The sequence below is a fragment of the Mesorhizobium sp. M1334 genome (assembly GCF_040317995.1).
Taxonomy (GTDB): Bacteria; Pseudomonadota; Alphaproteobacteria; order Rhizobiales; family Rhizobiaceae; genus Mesorhizobium.
Genome location: NZ_JAMYLM010000005.1, coordinates 66,074 through 85,880 on the forward strand (window position 1 = coordinate 66,074; position 19,807 = coordinate 85,880).

Annotated in this window: 24 protein-coding genes and 1 tRNA gene; 12 read left to right on the forward strand and 13 right to left on the reverse strand. The window is 62.9% G+C overall.

The features are described from left to right. Window positions 1–81: 81 nt before the first annotated feature. The gene (locus tag NKH17_RS11755; RefSeq protein WP_023674799.1) at window positions 82–285 is read right to left on the reverse strand and encodes a DUF3126 family protein; all 204 of its coding nucleotides are present in this window, start codon (window positions 283–285) and stop codon (window positions 82–84) included. Window positions 286–498: 213 nt separating this feature from the next. Next, on the reverse strand, window positions 499–1,347 hold the full coding sequence (cysE, locus tag NKH17_RS11760) for a serine O-acetyltransferase (protein WP_352649215.1): 849 nt from the start codon (window positions 1,345–1,347) through the stop codon (window positions 499–501). Window positions 1,348–1,506: 159 nt separating this feature from the next. Here cysE and NKH17_RS11765 point away from each other — a divergent pair, with 159 nt between their 5' ends. Continuing rightward, window positions 1,507–2,118 (forward strand): HD domain-containing protein, encoded by a 612-nt coding sequence (locus tag NKH17_RS11765; protein WP_352649214.1) that lies wholly within the window; start codon window positions 1,507–1,509, stop codon window positions 2,116–2,118. A 42-nt stretch (window positions 2,119–2,160) separates the two neighbouring features. Here the strand turns inward: NKH17_RS11765 and NKH17_RS11770 are convergent, their stop codons facing one another. The 4 genes from NKH17_RS11770 to NKH17_RS11785 all read right to left on the reverse strand — a co-directional run bounded on the left by NKH17_RS11770 (window position 2,161) and on the right by NKH17_RS11785 (window position 4,638). Then, on the reverse strand, window positions 2,161–2,532 hold the full coding sequence (locus NKH17_RS11770; RefSeq protein WP_352649213.1) for a hypothetical protein: 372 nt from the start codon (window positions 2,530–2,532) through the stop codon (window positions 2,161–2,163). A gap of 134 nt (window positions 2,533–2,666) precedes the next feature. Beyond that, window positions 2,667–3,434, reverse strand: a complete 768-nt coding sequence (locus NKH17_RS11775) for an alpha/beta fold hydrolase (RefSeq protein WP_352896722.1) — start codon at window positions 3,432–3,434, stop codon at window positions 2,667–2,669. A 24-nt stretch (window positions 3,435–3,458) separates the two neighbouring features. Continuing rightward, the gene (locus NKH17_RS11780) at window positions 3,459–4,022 is read right to left on the reverse strand and encodes a DUF192 domain-containing protein (RefSeq protein WP_352477423.1); all 564 of its coding nucleotides are present in this window, start codon (window positions 4,020–4,022) and stop codon (window positions 3,459–3,461) included. 19 nt (window positions 4,023–4,041) lie between these two features. Next, window positions 4,042–4,638, reverse strand: coding sequence for a cold-shock protein (locus tag NKH17_RS11785; protein ID WP_502901847.1), 597 nt, complete (start codon window positions 4,636–4,638; stop codon window positions 4,042–4,044). Window positions 4,639–4,853: 215 nt separating this feature from the next. Between NKH17_RS11785 and gloA the strand changes: the two genes are divergently transcribed. Continuing rightward, entirely contained in the window at window positions 4,854–5,294 is a 441-nt protein-coding gene (gloA, locus tag NKH17_RS11790; protein WP_254817704.1) for a lactoylglutathione lyase, read from the forward strand. A 77-nt stretch (window positions 5,295–5,371) separates the two neighbouring features. After that, entirely contained in the window at window positions 5,372–5,665 is a 294-nt protein-coding gene (locus tag NKH17_RS11795) for a DUF2218 domain-containing protein (protein WP_352477419.1), read from the forward strand. An 8-nt stretch (window positions 5,666–5,673) separates the two neighbouring features. On the opposite strand, the gene NKH17_RS11800 is transcribed toward NKH17_RS11795, so the two are convergent. Next, a complete protein-coding gene (locus tag NKH17_RS11800) occupies window positions 5,674–6,246 on the reverse strand; it encodes a DUF1697 domain-containing protein (protein WP_352477417.1) in 573 nt (190 codons plus the stop codon). Then, window positions 6,243–7,499, reverse strand: a complete 1,257-nt coding sequence (ilvA, locus tag NKH17_RS11805; RefSeq protein ID WP_352896719.1) for a threonine ammonia-lyase IlvA — start codon at window positions 7,497–7,499, stop codon at window positions 6,243–6,245. The genes NKH17_RS11800 and ilvA overlap by 4 nt, the downstream gene beginning before the upstream one ends. Window positions 7,500–7,626: 127 nt before the next feature. Between ilvA and NKH17_RS11810 the strand changes: the two genes are divergently transcribed. The 3 genes from NKH17_RS11810 to NKH17_RS11820 all read left to right on the forward strand — a co-directional run bounded on the left by NKH17_RS11810 (window position 7,627) and on the right by NKH17_RS11820 (window position 11,505). Then, window positions 7,627–9,030, forward strand: coding sequence for an aminopeptidase P family N-terminal domain-containing protein (locus NKH17_RS11810; protein ID WP_352896717.1), 1,404 nt, complete (start codon window positions 7,627–7,629; stop codon window positions 9,028–9,030). A gap of 103 nt (window positions 9,031–9,133) precedes the next feature. Beyond that, window positions 9,134–10,207, forward strand: coding sequence for an alpha/beta hydrolase (locus NKH17_RS11815; RefSeq protein WP_254817699.1), 1,074 nt, complete (start codon window positions 9,134–9,136; stop codon window positions 10,205–10,207). 134 nt (window positions 10,208–10,341) lie between these two features. After that, window positions 10,342–11,505, forward strand: a complete 1,164-nt coding sequence (locus NKH17_RS11820) for an alpha/beta hydrolase (protein ID WP_352896715.1) — start codon at window positions 10,342–10,344, stop codon at window positions 11,503–11,505. Between the two features lie 19 nt (window positions 11,506–11,524). Here the strand turns inward: NKH17_RS11820 and ade are convergent, their stop codons facing one another. The 3 genes from ade to NKH17_RS11835 all read right to left on the reverse strand — a co-directional run bounded on the left by ade (window position 11,525) and on the right by NKH17_RS11835 (window position 14,791). After that, window positions 11,525–13,336, reverse strand: a complete 1,812-nt coding sequence (ade, locus tag NKH17_RS11825; protein WP_352896713.1) for an adenine deaminase — start codon at window positions 13,334–13,336, stop codon at window positions 11,525–11,527. Between the two features lie 72 nt (window positions 13,337–13,408). Then, complete coding sequence (locus NKH17_RS11830; protein ID WP_352896711.1) at window positions 13,409–13,780, reverse strand: SecDF P1 head subdomain-containing protein; 372 nt, start codon at window positions 13,778–13,780, stop codon at window positions 13,409–13,411. A gap of 558 nt (window positions 13,781–14,338) precedes the next feature. Next, a complete protein-coding gene (locus tag NKH17_RS11835) occupies window positions 14,339–14,791 on the reverse strand; it encodes a cupin domain-containing protein (RefSeq protein ID WP_352896710.1) in 453 nt (150 codons plus the stop codon). Window positions 14,792–15,071: 280 nt separating this feature from the next. Here NKH17_RS11835 and NKH17_RS11840 point away from each other — a divergent pair. Next, window positions 15,072–15,157: transfer RNA gene (locus NKH17_RS11840), tRNA-Leu, on the forward strand. A gap of 33 nt (window positions 15,158–15,190) precedes the next feature. On the opposite strand, the gene NKH17_RS11845 is transcribed toward NKH17_RS11840, so the two are convergent. Then, the gene (locus tag NKH17_RS11845; RefSeq protein WP_352896708.1) at window positions 15,191–15,580 is read right to left on the reverse strand and encodes a hypothetical protein; all 390 of its coding nucleotides are present in this window, start codon (window positions 15,578–15,580) and stop codon (window positions 15,191–15,193) included. Window positions 15,581–15,643: 63 nt separating this feature from the next. Continuing rightward, window positions 15,644–16,222, reverse strand: a complete 579-nt coding sequence (locus NKH17_RS11850; RefSeq protein ID WP_352541399.1) for an NUDIX domain-containing protein — start codon at window positions 16,220–16,222, stop codon at window positions 15,644–15,646. Window positions 16,223–16,375: 153 nt separating this feature from the next. Here NKH17_RS11850 and NKH17_RS11855 point away from each other — a divergent pair, with 153 nt between their 5' ends. The 5 genes from NKH17_RS11855 (at window position 16,376) to NKH17_RS11875 (ending at window position 19,781) form a co-directional block, all read left to right on the forward strand. Beyond that, window positions 16,376–17,479, forward strand: a complete 1,104-nt coding sequence (locus NKH17_RS11855; protein ID WP_352804816.1) for an NADH:flavin oxidoreductase/NADH oxidase — start codon at window positions 16,376–16,378, stop codon at window positions 17,477–17,479. 107 nt (window positions 17,480–17,586) lie between these two features. After that, a complete protein-coding gene (locus NKH17_RS11860) occupies window positions 17,587–17,904 on the forward strand; it encodes an SH3 domain-containing protein (protein WP_352804818.1) in 318 nt (105 codons plus the stop codon). A 62-nt stretch (window positions 17,905–17,966) separates the two neighbouring features. Next, window positions 17,967–18,263, forward strand: a complete 297-nt coding sequence (locus NKH17_RS11865; protein ID WP_352804821.1) for a DUF982 domain-containing protein — start codon at window positions 17,967–17,969, stop codon at window positions 18,261–18,263. Window positions 18,264–18,291: 28 nt separating this feature from the next. Continuing rightward, window positions 18,292–18,531, forward strand: coding sequence for a DUF2188 domain-containing protein (locus NKH17_RS11870; RefSeq protein ID WP_023674770.1), 240 nt, complete (start codon window positions 18,292–18,294; stop codon window positions 18,529–18,531). A 164-nt stretch (window positions 18,532–18,695) separates the two neighbouring features. Further along, window positions 18,696–19,781 (forward strand): ABC transporter ATP-binding protein, encoded by a 1,086-nt coding sequence (locus tag NKH17_RS11875; protein ID WP_352804823.1) that lies wholly within the window; start codon window positions 18,696–18,698, stop codon window positions 19,779–19,781. The last annotated feature ends 26 nt before the right edge of the window (window positions 19,782–19,807 follow it).

The following is a 19,807-nucleotide window of genomic DNA, read 5'->3' on the forward strand; positions in this document are numbered from 1 at the left end:
GGAGGCGCTGTCCCGCCGGCGTCTTGCAAGGTTCCGTACCGCCGCTGCGCTTGAGGCGTAGCGGCCAGCTAAATCTCCGGCTCAGGCCAGATCGATGTCGAGGATCGCCATCGAGAAATTATAGTCCCCGTCGTCCTCGTCCTTGAAGACGATGCCGAGGAACTCGTCGCCGACATAGACCTCGGCCGAATCTTCCTTGCGCGGCCGCGCCTTCACTTCGAGTTTTGGGTTCTGGAAGGTGCGCTTGAAATAGGCGTCCAGCTTTCTGATTTCGTCCGGCTTCAACAGTCTTCTCCGATCGTCGCTTGCTAAAAGTGCGTCGCGTCTGAAGAGATCGATGCGACGCGCTTTGAATCTTGCTTCATCCATGTCGCTATCCCAAAACCGCTGGGCACTTTTGGGCGACATGCATTGGTGAGCGCGCTTCTGGCACGTCGACAATGGCCATGTAAAGGCAAGCCGGCATAGGGGGCAGGAATTCAGCCCCTGCGCGAGCACTCAGATGTCGAAGCTGACGACGTGGTCCATCGTCTGTGATGGCAACAGCTGGTCCATCTGCCGCGAAGGCTGATCGCAGCCGGTCTCGCCGACGACGCGGGCCGGCACGCCGGCAACCGTCTTGTTGTGCGGCACCGGTGACAGCACCACCGAGCCGGCCGCGATCTTCGAACAATGGCCGATCTCGATGTTACCGAGGATCTTGGCGCCGGCGCCGATCAGCACGCCGTAGCGGATCTTGGGATGGCGGTCGCCGCCGGCCTTGCCGGTGCCGCCCAGCGTCACGCCGTGCAGGATCGACACGTCGTCCTCGATCACCGCCGTCTGGCCGACGACGAGGCCGGTGGCGTGGTCGAGGAAGATGCCCTTGCCGATGCGGGCGGCCGGATTGATGTCGGTCTGGAACACCGAGGACGACCGGCTCTGCAAATACAGTGCAAAATCCTGGCGGCCCTGGTTCCACAGCCAATGCGCCAGCCGGTGCGTCTGGATGGCATGAAAACCCTTGAAGTAGAGCACCGGCATGATGAAGCGGTCGCAGGCCGGATCGCGGTCGTAATAGGCCTGGATGTCGACGCGCACCGTCGTCGACCAATCATTGTCGTCGGCCGCCATCGCCTTGAACGTCTGGCGGATGAGGTCGGAGCCGATGTCCTGGTGGGCGAGGCGCTCGGCCAGCCGGTGAATGACCGCTTCTTCCAGGTTTTCCTGGTTGAGGATGGTCGAATAGAGGAACGCCGCCAGCAGCGGATCGCGGTTGACCGCTTCCATCGCTTCGTCGCGGATCGAACGCCAGATCGGATCTACCGGCTGCACCATGGTGGGACGAGAAATCGTAACGCTGTTCATCTGATGTCTCCGGCCATCCAATGTCTCGGCCATCCACTGTCTCGGTTGGCGGCTTGCCTATTCTCCGGCCGCACCTATAAGCCAGATCATAGCACGGGTGAACTCAATTTTCCTTAGTGCTTCGTCAAATGGATTTGGTTGGCGGAATTTCAAGCAGCCATGGAAAACGCAACCTTGATCGACGAGACCCTGAAGCGCGAGCTTTCCGCGCTCTATGCGGCCGAAGATCGCCACTACCACGACCTTGACCATATCGAGGCGATGCTGGCGCTAGCCAACGATTACAAGGCATTGCTGCATGATCCTGAAGCAGTTGAAGCGGCGATCTGGTTCCACGACGCGATCTACGACAGCCGCGCCAAGGACAATGAGGCGAGGAGTGCCGCACTTGCCGAGGAGAAGCTCGCCGGCCGCGCCGACGCACGACGCCTCGGCCACATCGCGGCGATGATCACTGCCACTGCCAGCCACGAATTGCCGCCCCTTGGCGATCAACATTCGGTTCGTGACGCGGCGCTCTTCCTCGACATGGACCTGGCGATCCTGGGTGCTGCGCCTGACGTGTTTGACGCCTACGAACAGGCGGTTCGCCTCGAATACCAGTGGGTCGACGAGCCTATGTGGCGGGCCGGCCGTGCCGCTGTCCTAAAGGGCTTCCTCGCGCGCCCGCATATCTTTCACAGCGAGGAATTCCGCCGGCACTTCGAAACCCAAGCCCGGCAAAACATGGCGCGCTCGCTCCAGGCGCTTGGGCACGGCCCGGGCGGATAGTAGTTTGCGTCGCTCGCGTGCGTCCGCGATATTTGCCCGAAATCAGGTGAATGCGCCAAAAGTCGATGCCATTCCCCACAACATGAACACCCCAGCCGCCAGCGACGCACCATTGACCACGATGCCAGCCAGGCCGAGCACACGATTGTCGTTTGGGCGACCAACGGCTATCAACCCGAAGACCACTCCCGTAAGATGTGCCAAAGGCCCGGCCAGAAAAAATACCGCAGCGAAGAAGCCCGTCGCACTGTTCTGGAGCAGTGGAGACGCGTCGCTCGGCATTGCTATCAACGCGGTGATCGCCATCGCCCCTGCCGCTAAGGCAGCCAGCGCTAGAACAACGGACCATTCGCCGAACGTGCTTTTTGCAATGACGCCCGGTAAAGCGGCGTCGGTCCTTCCCCATTGTGCCATGATACCCCCTGCCCTCCGTTCAGCGCATGGCGGGTTTGAACCGATCCACACGTCGCGCTTATTTACTCCTGTATCGTTGCAAAACCGCTAAGGACCCCAGCTTCAGGCGCAATGGTCGCTTTGGGAGCCGTCCATCAAAGCGGATGCTCGGCATAAAACTCCAGCACGCGCTGCTTGAAGGTCTTGTCGCCGACCGCCAGCATATGGTCGCGGCCTTCGATGTGAAAGGCCCTGGCGTTGGGCATCAAGGCGGCGAGCTTATCCGGCGAGCCGCCGATGTCGTCCTTGGTGCCGACGGCGATCAGCGTCGGCTGGGCAATGCGGGCAATGTCGGCCTCGCTCAGCAATTCGCGCGAGGTGGCGATGCAGGCGGCGAGCGCCCGGCGATCACTGCGGGTCTGATCGGCGAAGGCGCGGAACGAGCGGCCGCGCGGATCGCTGGTGCCTCCCGGATCGTCGGCCAGAAGGGCGTCGGCTATCGGATCCCAGTCGCCGACGCCGTCGACCATGCCGATGCCGAGACCGCCGAAGACCAGCGTCGCCACCTTGTCCGGGTCGGAGAGCGCCAGGAACGCCGATATGCGCGCGCCCATCGAATAACCCATGACATGGGCGCGTTCGATGCCGAGATGGTTCAAAAGCGCTGCCGCGTCGGACGCCATTTTTGCCGGCGTGTAGTCGGCTTCGTCATAGCTCTTCGACGACGAGCCATGGCCGCGATTGTCGAAGGCGATCGCACGGTAGCCGGCATCGTTCAGCGTCTTGAACCAGCCGGGCGACACCCAGTTGACGTAATGGCTCGAGGCAAAGCCGTGGATCATCAGCACCGGATCGCCCTGCCCTGACGCCGGTTGGCGATCAAGGAAAGCAAGGTCGAAACCATCATGGGAGAAGAACTGCATCGGCCGAAGATCCTGCCCGTTCGTTCAGTCGGAATCGACACTCGGCGCGTCGCCCTTGTCGGGCGGCGGCATGGCCGGCCCCGGCGCCGTGCCGATGGCCGGATGGCGCAGCAGGTCGCCGTCCTTAATGCCCTTTTTGGCGGCGGTGCCTGCCTTGAGCTCGAGCACGAAGCGCACCGGTTCGTCCGGCGAGATGATCGCCTCCGACTGCGGCTCGCCCTGCTCGATCGCCCGGATCCGGCCGTCCTGGCCGACGAAGATCAGGTCGAGCGGCATCGGCGTGTTCTTCATCCAGAAGCTCACATCCTGCGGCGCACCGAACACGAACAGCATGCCGTGATTGTCGGCCATGTGCCGGCGGAACATCAGGCCGGCCTCGCGCTCGGCGGGCGTGTCGGCAATTTCGACGGAGAAAGAACGCTCGCCGGCCTTCGTCACCGCGACCAGCGGCGCCGGGTCGACGGGAAGGATCATCGCCTTGCCGTCGGCCGAACTCGGTTGCTGAAAATAGAAGAACGCACTTGCGGCGACGATGAGGAAAATCCCGGCGCAGAGCGCGCCCGCCGTCAGCCGGTTCCTGTGAGCCATATGAAATCCTCGACCGGAACTAATGCGAGACCGGCAAGGTACCCATATCGGGGTGAATTTCGGCAGCCATAAGGCCTTTGTCGCCGCGCCCGAAGCGGACCAGCACCACCTGGCCCGGGCGGAGTTCGGTGATGCCGTAGCGGCGCAGCGTCTCCATGTGGACGAAAATGTCCTCGGTGCCCTCGCCCCTGGTCAGAAAGCCGAACCCTTTAGTGCGGTTGAACCATTTCACCAGCGCCCGTTCGAGGCCGCTTTCCGGCGTCACCGCGACATGGGTGCGCTGCTCCTGCATCTCCGCCGGATGGATCGCCGTGGTGACATCCATCGAGAGCACGCGGAAGGCCTGCAGCCCGCGCTCGCCCTGCTTGACCAGGCAGACGACACGGGCGCCTTCAAGCGCGGTCTGAAAACCGTCCTTTCGAAGGCATGTCACATGGAGGAGGATGTCGCCCGAAGTACCATCATCGGGAAGGATGAAACCGTAGCCCTTGGCCACGTCGAACCATTTGATGGCGCCGGCGATTTCGACGAGATCGGCCGTATCGGCGCTCTCATCCCGCTTCAACGCATCGCTACCGGCCCCGTCCCGCCCCATGAAAGAGGCCTTTTCCCCCATAAGAACGCCCCCTTTTTTCAAGAAACACTGCAACTGATTCTTGGTATCAGATTAACACCGCGGCTTCCGGTGTGTGCAAGACCTGACGTGCCTTTTTTCACGGTTCCGTACAGGAATAGCGGATTTGCCGTTTGCCGGCGCTGGCAAGCGTGGCCGATTGCCCTTTGGCCGGGCCGCCCCTATGGTGCGCCGCAACGCAACATAAGGAGGAAATCATGCGCTATCTGCACACCATGGTCCGCATCGCCGACATCGATGCTTCGCTCGATTTCTACTGCAACAAGCTTGGTCTCAAGGAAGTGCGTCGCCATGAAAACGAGCAGGGCCGCTACACGCTGATCTTCCTCGCCGCGACCGAAGACGAGCAGAGCGGCATCTCCGAAAAGGCGCCGCTGATCGAGCTGACCTACAATTGGGACCCGGAAGACTACAAAGGCGGCCGCAATTTCGGCCATCTTGCCTATGAGGTCGACGACATCTACGCCACCTGCCAGCGGCTGATGGACAATGGCGTTACCATCAACCGGCCGCCGCGCGACGGCAACATGGCGTTCGTCAAATCGCCGGACGGCATCTCGATCGAGCTGTTGCAGAAAGGCCCGGCCAAGCCGAAGGCCGAGCCGTGGGCGTCGATGCCGAACACCGGCAGCTGGTAGCCATCACGCCATCTTGAGCGGACGTCGGCGGGCCCTGGTTCGGTTTTCCCGTTCGCATTCCCAAGGAGAATTCATTCATGCCGGCCAGCCATGTCGACGTCGCCACCGAACATGCCAGCCGCTATCTGCAGCAGCTGTGCAAACATTGGGCGCACAAGTTTCCCGTCGAATTCGACCCGAACCACGGCACGATCGATCTGACACTCGGCCGCACGGTTCTCGATGCGGACCCGGCTGCGCTGCACATTGCGGTGATGACCGATGAAGCTGGCTCGCTCGAGCGCCTGGAAACGGTCGTCGCCGAGCACATCAAGCGCTTCGCCTTCCGTGAAGAGCTGGCATTCGACTGGAAACGCGCTCCGGCCGCGTAGAAGACCTGTCAAGCGCGGGCCTTGGCCATCTCGAGCAGCATCAGCACGGTGCGCCAGTTGCGCGCCGTGCAGTGCACCTTCAGAACGCGCGGGATGAGATTGGCAAAGACCGATTTGCCGAGGCCGTCGGGCGCATGCAGGTAGAGCACGTCGCCCTTGATCTCGAAGCGTTCGGGCCCGGTGCATTTTTCCGCCAGACGGGCCACCTCCTCGGCGGTCGGCCGGCGCTCCAGCGCATAGGCATGCAGCTTGGTCGGCTCGCCGGCCACTTCCGGATAGGGATTGTCCGCCGCCAGCCGCTCGAGCCAGCCGAGATCGCGCACCATGATGCGCGAATGGAAGCCCCATTTCTTCTCGAATTCCGCTTCCAGCCGCCTGATCAGCATCGCCGCATCGCCGTCTGGCGACCGGAATACGGCGTTGCCGCTCTGCACATAGGTGGCGATATCGGAGAAGCCGAGCTGCTCCAAGAATGACCTGAGCTCCGCCATCTTGACGATGCGGTTGCCGCCGACATTGATGCCGGAAAACAGCGCGATAAAAACGTTCGCCGGAGCGTTCGGAAGATCGTTGCTGCTCATATGATGAACCCGGCGAGCGTCTCGTTGTCGGTAATGTCCTGGTAGTGGACGCTTTCGGCGTCGAAATTCGCCTTAAGCAGGTCGAAATTGCGGCGGTCCTTGGTTTCGATGCCGATCAGCACCGAGCCGAAATTGCGCGCCGATTTCTTCAGATATTCGAAGCGGGCGATGTCGTCGTCAGGACCAAGCAATTCGAGGAAATCGCGCAACGCGCCGGGCCGCTGCGGAAAGCGGATGATGAAGTATTTCTTCAAGCCCTCGAAGCGCAGCGCCCGTTCCTTCACATCCGGCAGCCGCTCGAAATCGAAATTGCCGCCAGACACCACGGCGACGATGGTCTTGCCCCTGATTTCCTTTTTGGAAAAATCCTTGAGCGCATCGATCGCCAGCGCACCGGCCGGCTCGAGCACGACGCCTTCGACATTGAGCATTTCGATCATGGTCGCGCAGAGCCGGTTTTCCGGGATCAGCCGTACGGCATCGGCAGCAAACTCCTTGAGGTGGCGCAACGGCTCGCGGCCGATCTCGGCCACCGCCGCTCCGTCGACGAAATTGTCGACCTTGGCGAGCTTGACCCGCTTTCCGGCGGCAAGGCTCTCGCTCAGGCTCGGGGCGCCGGCCGGCTCGCAAAAGACGAAACGTGTTTCACGCAGCTGGTCGGCGAAATAATGGGTGACGCCGGCGGCAAGGCCACCGCCGCCGACCGGCAGCATGATGATGTCGGGCATGCGCGCGCCGGGCATCTGGCCTGATATCTCGTAGGCGACGGTCGCCTGCCCTTCGATGATGTCCTTGTGGTCGAAAGGCGGCACCATGTGCGCGCCGGCACTTTCGGTGAATTCGAGTGCCGCGCGATAACAGTCGTCGAAGAAATCGCCGACCAGCCTGATCTCGACGAACTCGCCGCCGAACAGCCGCGTCTTGTCGATCTTCTGCTGCGGCGTGGTCACCGGCATGAAGACGACGCCCTTCTTGCCGAAATGGCGGCAGACGAAGGCAAAGCCCTGCGCGTGATTGCCGGCCGAGGCGCAGACGAACAGCTCGGCAGCGTTGCCGGCGGCAAGCGTCTTGCGGAAGAAGTTGAAGGCGCCGCGGATCTTGTAGGAGCGCACCGGCGTCAGGTCCTCGCGCTTCAGCAGCACCCGCGCGCCGCTCTTCTTCGACAGATAGTCGTTTTCCTGCAGCGGCGTTTCCGGAAAGATCTCGCGGATCGCGGCAGCGGCGGCAGCGACGCGAGAGGAGAAACTGGTCATGGCAAGAGCACCCCACAGGCTAGCCGAATTCGGTCCCGCTATTGCATATCCGGCTTCACGAAGCCATTGTCCGGCCACCCTGAAAGGGTGTTCCCAAAACCTCGTTGGCCGTTAGGAGCGTCTGTTCATGCCTGTCGCATCGGTGGCCCAGAAAACCGTGTCGCTGCCGGAGTTCGGCGAGCCGACGGTGATGCCGCTGGTTCCGCGCGCCACCTATGAGGCCCGCATCGCGGCACTGGTTACACGCGGCGGCGAAGCGGGGTTCGACGCGTTCGTCGTCTATGGCGACCGCGAACATGCCGCCAATGTCGCCTATCTCTGCGGCTACGATCCGCGCTTCGAGGAGACGCTGCTGGTCATCGTTCCCGGCAAGCCGCCGAAACTGCTGGTCGGCAATGAGGGCTGGGGCTATGCCGAGATCTGCGACGGGCCTTACGAGCGCGTGCTCTATCAGACGTTCTCGCTGCCGGCGCAGCCGCGCGATCGCTCGCAAGCGTTGGCCGACATCCTTGCCGATTGCGGCCTGAAGGCCGGCCAGCGCATCGGCGCCATCGGCTGGAAACCGTTCGGCGCCGGCGATACCGGTTTTGGCGAAACGACGCTCGACCTGCCGTCCTTCATCGCCGACACGCTACGCACGCTTGCCGGCGATAGGGGCGTGATCGTCAACGCGGCAAACCTTTTGATGAACCCTGCCGACGGCCTGCGCGCCATCAACGAGGCCGACCAGTTGGCCGCGTTCGAATTCTCCGCGACCTATTCCTCGCAAGGGCTGCGCAACGTCCTGCAAGGCATCGAACCCGGCATGACCGAATTGCAAGCGGCGCGGCTGATGGGCATCAACGGCCTGCCGCAATGCTGTCACCCGATGCTGTCGGCCGGCAGGCGCGCGGCCTATGGCTTGCCAAGCCCGCGCCTCGAAATCATCAAGCGCGGCGACCCGATCACCATGGCCTACGGAATCCATGGCTCGCTCAACGCTCGCGCCGGTTTTCTGGTCGAGGACGCGGCCGAGCTTCCAAGGGGCATCCAGGACTATGTCGAGAAACTGGTCGCGCCCTATTTCTGCGCCGTCGTCGACTGGTACGAGACGGTCGGCATCGGCGTTCCCGGCGGCGCGCTGTGGCAGGCGGTGCACGACCGGATCGGCGATCCGTTCTTCGGCGTGTCGCTCAATCCCGGCCATCTCGTCCATATCGACGAATGGATGCATTCGCCGGTATTTTCCGGCTCCGACATCAGATTGAAGTCTGGCATGGCCTTGCAGGTCGATATCATCCCGGCGACCGGCACCGATTATTTCACCACCAACATCGAGGACGGGATCGCGTTGGCAGACGACGCGCTGCGCGAAGAGATCGCGGCGCGCTATCCCGAAGCCTGGCGCCGCATCGAGGCGCGCCGCGCCTTCATGCGCGACGTGCTTGGCATAAGATTGAAGCCGGAAGTGCTGCCGTTTTCCAACATCCCGGCGTTCCTGCCGCCGTTCTGGCTTTCGCGCAACAGTGCGATGGCCGTCGCGAGGCACTGAGCGCATTTCGGCATCCGCGACTTACTTCTGCCGCACTTCGCCTGTCCGGGAGGGGCGGCGGAGGTGGATGGGCCTTTGGTCAGGCCGGAGTGGAATTGCTTAAGTGCCCTTGAAGACGATTTGCATCATTGTCCTTGCCGCGCTGCTCGCCGGCTGCGGCGGCCGCCAAACCGAGGAACTGCTCGGCAGCGCCATGATGGCGGTGCCGGTGACGGAAATCGCCGGCAACCACTCGATCTTCATCGCAACGACGCGCAAGCGCTCCGACGATCCCAACAAGGTCTTCGACGGCGAGCGGTCGGCGACGCTGAACTATGCCCGCGTCAACGTCACCGTCCCCGGCATCCACAAGACAGGCCAGATCGAGCGGCGCTCGCGCGGCAAGTCGGACGATCCGGCCAAATACTTCATGGCTTCCGAGGTCGTCGGCTACGACACCCAGCCGAAATTCTCCAGCGCGCTCAGCGCCGACATCGCGGCGCGCGGCGGCCGCGTCATGGTCTTCGTCCACGGCTACAACACCGGCTTCGACGACGCCGTCTATCGCGTCACGCAGATCACCCATGATTCCGGCTATCCGGGCACGCCTGTGCTGTTTTCCTGGGCGTCGGGCGCCAAGACCACCGACTATGTCTACGACAAGGAAAGCGCCAGCGTTGCCCGCGACCAGCTGGAAGTGACGCTGAGAATGCTGGCGCAGACCGGCGCGCGGCGCATCGACATCGTTGCCCATTCGCTGGGAACCTGGGTCACCATGGAGGCGCTGCGCCAGCTCGCCATCACCGGCGACCGCGATCTCGGCGGCAAGCTCGGCGACGTCGTGCTGGCCTCGCCCGACATCGACGTCGACGTGTTCAAGAGCCAGATGCGCCGCTACGGCAAGCCGGACAAGCCGTTCATCCTGCTGCTCTCCGACGACGACCGGGCGCTCAGGCTGTCCGGCCTGATCGCCGGTGCGCGGCCGCGCGTCGGCGACTACAAGGACGCCGCCGACCTCGCCAGCTATGGCGTGTCGGTCGTCGACCTCTCCAGCGTCAAGGGTGCCGACCGTTTCAACCACACCAAATTCGCCGACAACCCGGAATTGGTGCAGTTGATCGGCCAGAAGCTGCGCGAGGATGACGGGTTTGCCAGCGACCGCGAGGTGACCGACCGGATCGCCTCGGTCGGACAATAGCCGCATTGCGCGCGGCAGTCGTTGTTGACCATTGCCGCACTATCGGAACAGTTTGAACTGGACCGTGCCGGCCTCTGCCTCTATCGAATAGGCCAAGACGTCTCCGGCTCGACGTCGCCTTTGCGGGAGCCCGCGTGATCGTGCCTTCGAAGATCTTTCTCGTCGTTGCGTTCGCGCTCGCGCTGGCAGGCTGCGCCGGTCAGAACACGCACGATCTGCTCAACAAGACGACGATCATCGTGCCTGCTTCGGACATTGCGGCGACGCACAACATCTTCGTCGCCACAACCCGGCAAAAGGCGACGAAAGAGCCCCGGCAGGTGTTCGACGGCGACCGTTCGCCGAGCACCAGCTTTGCCAGCGTCGAGGTGACGGTGCCGAAGGTGCACCAGGTCGGCGCCATCGAACGGGTCAAGGGCTCGGCCAACAGCAATCCGGCGAAGGATTTCACGGCGACCGGCGTCACCTTCTACGAAGGCGCGCCGCAATTCGCCAAGGCTGTCGGCGCCGACATCGCCATGCGCGGCGACCGCGCGCTGGTTTTCGTGCACGGCTTCAACAACGGTTTCGACGACGGCATCTACCGGCTGACGCAGATCGCGCACGACACGAAATATCCGGGCACGCCGGTGCTGTTTTCGTGGGCGTCGAGCGGCAAGACGACCGGCTACATCTACGACAAGGAAAGCGCCAATGCGGCGCGCGACGATCTCGAAGCGACGCTGCGCATGCTCGCCAAGAGCCGCGCCAAGAGCATCGACATCATTGCCCATTCGATGGGGACCTGGGTGACAATGGAAGCGTTGCGGCAGCTTGCCATCACCGGCGACCGCGACCTCGGCGGCAAGCTCGGCTACGTCATCCTGGCTTCGCCCGACATCGACGTAGACGTGTTCAAGAAGCAGATGATCCGCTACGGCAAGCCCGACAAGCCGTTCGCCGTGCTGCTTTCGGGCGACGACCGGGCGCTCAGGCTGTCGACCCTGATCTCCGGCGACAAGCCGCGCGTTGGCGATTATGGCGACGCGGCCGACCTCGCCAGCTATGGCGTCTCGGTGGTCGACCTGACCAAGACCAAGGGCGGCGACCGGCTGAACCACGCCAAATTCGCCGATAACCCGTTCCTGGTGCAGCTGCTCGGCGACCGCCTGCGCGCGCCGGCCGGCCTCGCCTCCGATGAGACCGCGCCGGCCCAGCTCGACAATCTCGGCCAGGGCCTCGGCAAGGCCGTCGGCTCGGTCGCCGAAATCGTCATCACCACGCCGTTCAAAGTGCTGACCATCGCCACCGGCGGCTGAAGAAGCGCCCCGGCTGCGTTCAAACGAACAAATCAACCTTCTGGAAGGTCGTCACGTCGATCAGGCCGACGTCGGAAATCCTGAGCTCGGGGATGACGACCAGCGCCAGCAGCGAGTGCTGCATGTACGCGTTGTTCAGCGAGCAGCCCATCTGGCGCATGGCGTCGCTGAGTTTGTCCGCCTTGGCGGCGACGATTTCCGCCCGCTCGTCCGACATCAGCCCGGCGATCGGCATTTCGACCAGCGCCAGTTCCTTGCCCTTGGAGAACAGCACGACGCCGCCGCCGACCTCACCCAGCCGGTTCACCGCCAATGCCATGTCCTGCTTGTTGGTGCCAACGACGATGATGTGGTGGGCATCATGCGCCACGCTGGAGGCCATGGCGCAGTCGCCAATATAGCCGAAGCCGGAGACGAAGGCGTTGGTGACGCCGCCGGTGCCCTTGTGGCGTTCGACCAGCGCGATCTGGCAGACATCGTTGCGGCGATCCATGGCAACCAGCCCGTCCTCGACGGCAAGATCGGCCTCCAGCGCCCGCGTCGGCGCCTGGTTTTCGATGACGCCGATGACCCGCACCCGCACTTCGTTGGCGCCCATGGGTGCCGCGATGTCGAAATCGCCTGCCTTGAGCTTCTTGCCGAGCTTGACGGTGTTCTTCGCCGTCCGCGGATAATTGTAGGCCGGAATGTCGATTTCGAGCTTGCCGCCCTTGGCCAGCCTGACGCCGCGGCCATAGACCTCGTCGATGGTCATTTCGGCGAGGTCGGAGACGATCAGCAGATCGGCGAGCCGGCCCGGCGCGATCGAGCCGATCTCGCGCTCCAGCCGGAAATGCTGGGCGGTGTTGAGCGTCGCCATCTGGATCGCCGTCACCGGCTTCAAGCCCTGGCTGATGGCGTGGCGCACGACCCGGTCCATATGGCCTTCGTGCACCAGCGTGCCGGAGTGGCTGTCGTCGGTGCACAGGATGAAGTTGCGCGGGTCGAGCCCGCTCTCCGTCACCGCCTTGATCTGCGATGCCACGTCATACCAGGCGGAGCCCAGCCGCAGCATCGCCTTCATGCCCTGGCGGACGCGGGCGATGGCATCCTCGGCGCGCGTGCCTTCGTGGTCGTCCTCGGGGCCGCCGGCGACATAGCCGTGGAACGGCAGGCCGAGATCGCGCGAGGCATAATGCCCGCCGACAGTCTTGCCGGCCCTCACCGTCGCCGCGATCTCGCCCGACATCACCGGATCATTGGCGGCGACGCCTGGAAAATTCATCACCTCGCCGAGCCCGATAATGTTTTCCCAGGTCATCGCCTCGGCAACATCGGCGACGGTCAGCTCAGCGCCGGCATGCTCCAGCCCCGGAGCGGAGGGCACGCAGGACGGCATCTGCACATGCACGTTGACCGGCATGGCGACCGCCTCGTCATGCATCAGCCGCACGCCCGGCAGGCCGAGCACGTTGGCGATCTCATGCGGATCGATGAACATCGATGTGGTGCCGTGCGGGATCACCGCGCGGCAGAATTCCGTCACCGTCACCATGCCGCTCTCGACATGCATATGCGCGTCGCAAAGCCCCGGCACCAGATAGCGGCCGCCGGCATCGACCACCTTGGTGCCCTGGCCGATGGCGTGGCCGGCATTCGGCCCGCAATAGGCAAAGCGGCCGCCGGCGATGGCGATGTCGGTGCCGGCGATGATCTCGCCGGAATGAACGTTGACCCAGCGCCCGTTGCGGATGACGAGATCGGCGGGCTTGCGGCCCATAGCGACATCGACCAGTTGCGTCGCCATCTCGGCCCAGGGTTTTGGTTTTGTCGCATTGGCGGTCTTCGGCATCAACAGGCTCCCGTTTGCCCGACTGTGCCAAGCCGCGAGGGTTTTGACCAGCGAGGAAGCAAGGATCGGGCGCTATTCGGCTGTCACGTCGACAGTGACCTTTGCATCTCCGGATGAAATCCGGTTGGCAATGCGCGTGAGCTCGCCTTGGACGAAATTGCCGCTAACCATCAGCCGACCGCCGAGAATCGGCTCGACCAGCCGTGGCGACATCACGACGCTGCCGTCGATGCTGAGATCGATGGTGTTGCCGACATTTGCGCTGGTGAACTCGGCAAATGCCTTCCTGCCGTCCGGCGTCAGCTCCCGGCTCAGTGCCACCTGCCCCGGCGCCGGGTCGCGCACCACGCTCGCCTTGGCGATGGCCAGCGTCAAAGGTTGGGCCTTGCCCGGCCCGCAGGCGAGCAGCACGATGGCGAGGCCGGCGATCAGGCGACACAGCATCGGGGTTTCCCTTGCAAGCCGCCGATATTGCACAGCGCCGCTGTCGCGGCAATGCCGGCTGCTACGGCTCGGAGTGGGCGCTGACGGCGAAGCTGCCGATCTCCCCTTGAGGGGGAGATGTCGCCGGAGGCGACAGAGGGGGTCGCCGATCCACGCGAGACGACCCCCTCTGGCCTGCCCTCTTTGCCACAACTTGCCATCTCCCCCTCAAAGAGGGAGATTGATTCCACCACGGCTTTCGCCAATCGCCAAGGCCGGGAAGGCAGGACAAAGGCATTTATGCTTTTGTGCCGGCCGCAGCAACTTTGTTCTTGCTTTGTGCCGGCAGCTATGCTACTAATTTGGCTATGGTGCTAATTGGCTCCAACGACCCGCCCGCCGAGGCGGGTTTTTTGTTTTAGCGCCGTTCATGGCAAAAATGGCCCAAGCGGAATACAATTCCGTTGCGGCCAATCAGCTTTCGCCCGTTAGCGGATCTTAGTGAATCGACGGTCGCGGAGTTTGACGCATTCCATCGTTCTAGCCTTCAGCCGGTTCAATCAATTCGATCCCGAACTGTCACTGCTTGCTCGGGTCGTCTGCCGGGTTGACGTAGGTGATCTTGAATGGCCCCTCGCCATGAACCTCTACGATCGTATCGCTTGTCGTCCAGGCAAAGTGATTCATTCCGGCCGGTGCGACGCCGAAGCCGCCAGCAGTCAGTTCGACGCCTTTCGCCTCGTCGAGCTTGTCGCCCATTCCAAAATGGAAGTTGCCGGAAAGCACCGTCATGTATTCCGTGGTGGGATGATTATGTGCGGCAATTTTGTAGCCTGCGGGTGCCTTCAACCGCAGCACAAAGGCGCCGTCCTTTGAGGGATCTCCAGCGACAACAGCCATTTCCGCCCCAGCGGGAATGACAGCGGGAGCAGGACCCCATTTGATGTCTTTGGCGTTCATCGGCATCTCATCAGCAGACAGAGGCACCGTCCCAACAAGCAGCAGTGCCAGGGCAGAGGCAAGCTTGAGCATGACAATCTCCCAGTGTCTGTAGACGACGGCGTCGAGTATCGGCGCGCCAATCCACTTGCCAATTGGAGTCTATCAGAGCAGAGCGACCGAACGCATCCTGCGAACGGGGGACACGCATTCGCGGTAGCCTCGGAAGCTGTCGCTAAAAAACATCTCCAGGTGAAACGATTTTGTTTGTATCTCCGTGGGTGATTGGCCCTCGCTAGCTTCCAGTGCCAAATTTGTCGACGGCAGAAGACGGCTTGACGGCCTTTGGCTGGCGGCTGAAAAGGGCTGGCCTGCGGACGTGGCGGAATTGGTAGACGCAAGGGACTTAAAATCCCTCGATCTCTGATCGTACGGGTTCGATTCCCGTCGTCCGCACCAGATTTGGACTTGAAAGGGCAGATCGAGAGCGGGTCATTTCGCGGGACTGCAATTGCCGACCGCTCGCTTATTGAGCTTGCCAGCCTTCAGGTCTGACAGTTGCCGAATGGATGCATCAAATCCAGCGTATTTTTCGTAGACGTTCCTGTCCAACGAAATTTGCCGTCCGGCGGCGGTAAAAGCGACCATCCCTGTACTACCGACATAAGCTTGCGCTGCTCGCATTCTGCAGAAGTATTTTTTCTCGCCGTTGGAAACGAACCAGCCCAGTGAGCCTGACGCACCTCGCGACAGCTTGCCGGTCTTGTATCCTTTGCGCTGCAGGTCGGAGTAGGATTCAGCGTGTGAGGGGGCAATCGATGCCAAGAGAAGGACAGCCGTCGAAGTCGCGCCCAACCACTTCGGCAAGTTTTTGATAATCATGGATCTGTTCCCCTCAGCTGCATCTCAGCCCGTTGCGGCAAGGAATTAAGGAATTAAAGCCGTTCACCCACCGATCGGGTTCAGCTTCAAATGCTGGATTAAAATAATCGTCTTGGCGTCGATGATCCGACCGTCGTGGATGCCGGCCAGCGCCTCGTCGAGCGGCATTTCCAAAACCTCGATGTCTTCGCCTTCGTCATGCGCGCCGCCGCCGTCGGAAATGCGGTCGGCCGGCGAGTAGCGGGCGACGAAGAACCAGAGCCGCTCGGTCACGCTGCCGGGGCTCATATAGGGCGAAAACAGCCGCTGCACATCCTTCAGGCGGTAGCCGAGTTCCTCCTCGGCCTCCTTGCGGATGCAGGTTTCGGGATCGTCTTCGTCGAGCAGGCCGGCGCAGGCCTCGATCAGCGGCTCCTTGTGGCCGGTGACGTAGGCCGGGTAGCGGAACTGCCGCACCAGAAGCACCGTCGACCGCTCGGGATCGAAAGGCAGGATCACCGCACCGTCGCCGCGATCGTAGGTTTGGCGGGTATGCGTTTCCCATTTGCCGTCGCGCCGGCGATAGTCGAAGACGGTCTTTTTCAAAACCGCCCATTCGTCGGAAAGGACTTCCTCAGAGCGGATGCGAATGCGATCTTCCATGGTGGACTCCCTGCTGCCGCGGCAAGGCGTAGCCGCGAACGGCCGTCCGCGCAATCGGGCCACCAATTGGTCCAGAGACCGTTTCACCGTCTCGTGTCTGGCGCTGGCACAATCGGCTGCATAAATAGCGGCAACCCTTTCCGGAGTTTTTTTATGACCTCATCGCTTTTCCAGCCGATCACCCTCGACGGCCTCACCTTCCCCAACCGCATCGCGGTCGCGCCGATGTGCCAATATTCGGCCGAGGACGGCTCGGCCAGTGATTGGCACCTTTATCACTGGATGAACCTGGCGATGTCGGGTGCCGGCATGGTCACCGTCGAGATGACCGATGTCGAACGGCGCGGCCGCATCTCGCATGGCTGTCTCGGCCTCTATTCCGAGGACAATGAGGCGGCGGCGCGACGCACGCTGGATGCAGCCAAGCGCGTCGCCGCGCCGGGCACGAAATTCGGTACGCAGCTTGCCCATGCCGGACGCAAGGCCTCCAACCGGAAACCCTGGGAGGGCGGCGGCCCGCTGCACGCCGATCAGGACCCGTGGCCGATCGTATCTGCCTCGGCTATCGCCTACGACACCGGCTGGCAGGTGCCGCGGGCGCTGGAGGACGACGAGATCCTGCAAATCATCGAACGCTTCGCCGACGCGGCGCGGCGGGCCGAGCGCGCCGGCTTCGACTTCATCGAGCTGCATGCCGCGCATGGCTATCTGATCTTCCAGTTTCTGTCGCCGCTTTCCAACCGGCGCACCGACCGCTGGGGCGGCTCGCTGGAAAACCGCATGCGTTTCGCCGTCGAGATCGCCAAGGCGGTAAAGAAGGCGGTGCCCAGGCTGATGCTGGGCGCGCGTCTGTCGATCAAGGAATGGGTCGATGGCGGCTTCGACGTCGAGGATGCGATCGAAGTGGCAAAAGCGCTGAAGGAAGCCGGCGTCGCCTATCTCTGCTGCTCGAGTGGCGGCAATTCGCCGTTGCAGAAGCTGCCGACCGGCCCGGGCTACCAAGTGCATCTGGCCGAAGAGGTGCGCAAGGCCGTCGGCATCCCGACGCGGGCCGTCGGCCTGATCGACGATCCGAAACAGGCCGAGGCGATCGTCGCCGACGGCCGCGCCGACATGGTGGCGCTGGCGCGCGCCTTTCTTGCCGATCCGCGCTGGGGCTGGCGCGCCGCGGCCACCTTCGGCGAGAAAATCCACCCGGCGCCGCAGCTTGCCCGCTCGGTGACGACGATGCAGCACTGGATGAAGGCGGCGAACTGACGGCGGGTTCGTCTCGCTGGACGGGCCAGCACAGCTTCGCATTGATCCTCTGCCGGTATAGAGTCGCCGGGCCGCGGCTGGGCGCGGCGGGTTGGGGGAGCAGAGACATGTCGTTAAGGGGGATTTCCGTTGCGGCTGCCGCCGCGGTTGTGGCCGGGCTGTCGTTTGCCGCATCGACGCCGGCCGGGGCGCAATATTGCGAAGGTACGGTTCACGGTCTTTCCAGGCACTACAATCTGGCAACGGGAAGCGGCTTTCTCGCCGTTCGGGCCCGACCGAACTCGTCGTCACGCATGATCGGGCAATTGTTCAACGGCGACCAAACCGAGATCTTCGACCGCCGCGGAAACTGGTACCAGGTCGATTTCGGCGGCCGCACCGGCTGGGCGAATGCGCGCTGGCTGCGCAATGACTGCGGCTATTGAGCTATTTTCGCCTAAGCTAAAATAGCAGTTGCAACCAAATCGGCCGCTCCGCGTTGGCGGCGATGATGGACAGCAAGCCATTTGAAAAGCCGGTCGTGGTCGAACTCGGCCATGTCGGCAAATATCGTCATATCCGCAGCGCCCAGGAGGCGGCGGAGTGCCTGATGACGGTCTGGCCACTCAATCGCGGGCCCCGTCATCGTGATGCCCTCGACACTTGCCTAAAAGTGCTGGAAGGTTATCGTTCGACGGCGGATGCGCGCCGGGCACTGATCGAAGCCGCCAGGGAATCGGACGTGCTGGTCGCAGACGACAGGCTGCCAGACGACGACAGGCTGGCCGACGACAGGCTGCATTGAGGCAACGGGCTTTCAACCGGAGGGTTTCATGGCGAAACTGACCTACAAGATCGTCGAGCATGACGGAGGCTGGGCCTACAAGGTCGGCTCGACATTCTCCGAAACGTTCCCCACCCATCAGGATGCCTTGCGCGCCGCCGAGATCGCTTCGGCCGAACAGCAGGTCGCCGGCAACACCGACGGCATCCAGTATGAGGACGCCGACGGCAAATGGCACGACGAGCTCGCCGACGGCCGCGACCGGCCGCAGACCGAGGTTTCGGATTAGGGCGTGTCGATATCGCAGTGATGCCGGCGTGCTTTACAGGTCGGTTTGGTAGCGCTACCGTCTCACATCGCGCGTGACCGGGGAGGAGCCTGGGCGCCGTCGCGGGCCAGGCAGGAAAGCGGTTTCCTTCGAAGTCGTTGCAGGAATCAATCGGGAGGAGATCGATGGCGTCTGTCGCAATCGGCGATGTCTACAAATCATTTGGGACCGTCGAGGTCCTGCACGGGGTCAGTGTCGATATAAACGACGGCGAGTTCGTCACGCTGGTCGGTCCTTCGGGTTGCGGAAAGTCGACCCTTCTCAGAATGATCGCCGGCCTGGAAAAGATCTCGCGCGGCCAGATCGCGATCGGCAAACGTGTCGTCAACAACGTTGCGCCAAAGGAGCGCGACGTCGCCATGGTCTTCCAGAACTATGCGCTCTACCCGCATATGACGGTTGCCGAGAACATGGCGTTCTCGCTGATGCTCAAGGGCGTTCCCAAGACGGAGAGCGATGCCGGCGTGCGGCGTGCGGCCGAGATCCTCGGACTGGTGCCGCTGCTCGACCGTTATCCCCGCCAGCTTTCCGGCGGCCAGCGCCAACGCGTCGCCATGGGCCGGGCGATCGTGCGCGACCCGCAGGTTTTCCTGTTCGACGAGCCGCTGTCCAATCTCGATGCCAAGCTCCGGGTGCAGATGCGCGCCGAGATCAAGGAACTGCACCAGCGCCTGAAGACCACCACGGTTTACGTCACCCACGACCAGATCGAGGCGATGACCATGGCCGACAAGATCGTCGTCATGCATGACGGCATCGTCGAACAGATCGGGCCGCCACTCGAGCTCTATGACCGGCCGAACAACCTCTTTGTCGCCAGCTTCATCGGGTCGCCCGCCATGAACATGCTCAGGGGCGAGATCGTAAGCGACGGCTCGCCGTCGTTTCGCGGCGCCGGCGGGATTTCGGTCCCGTTGGCCTCAGCACTTTCCATCGGCAATGGTGAGCCGGTCGTGCTGGGGATACGGCCCGAGCATTTACGGCTGTCCGACCATCAGGGCATTCCGGTCACCGTCGCGGTGGTCGAGCCGACAGGGTCCGAAGTGCAGCTCATCGGCCGAACCGCCGGCGGCGAGGAGATCGTCGCCAATTTCCGGGAACGGCATTCCTTCACGCCGGGCGAAACCATCCGGCTTACGGCCGAGCCAGGCCTCATCCATCTCTTTCACGGCAAAACCGGACAGCGGTTCGAAACACCCATCGAGCAGTAGGACGGCAAGGACAATAAGCAGGAGGA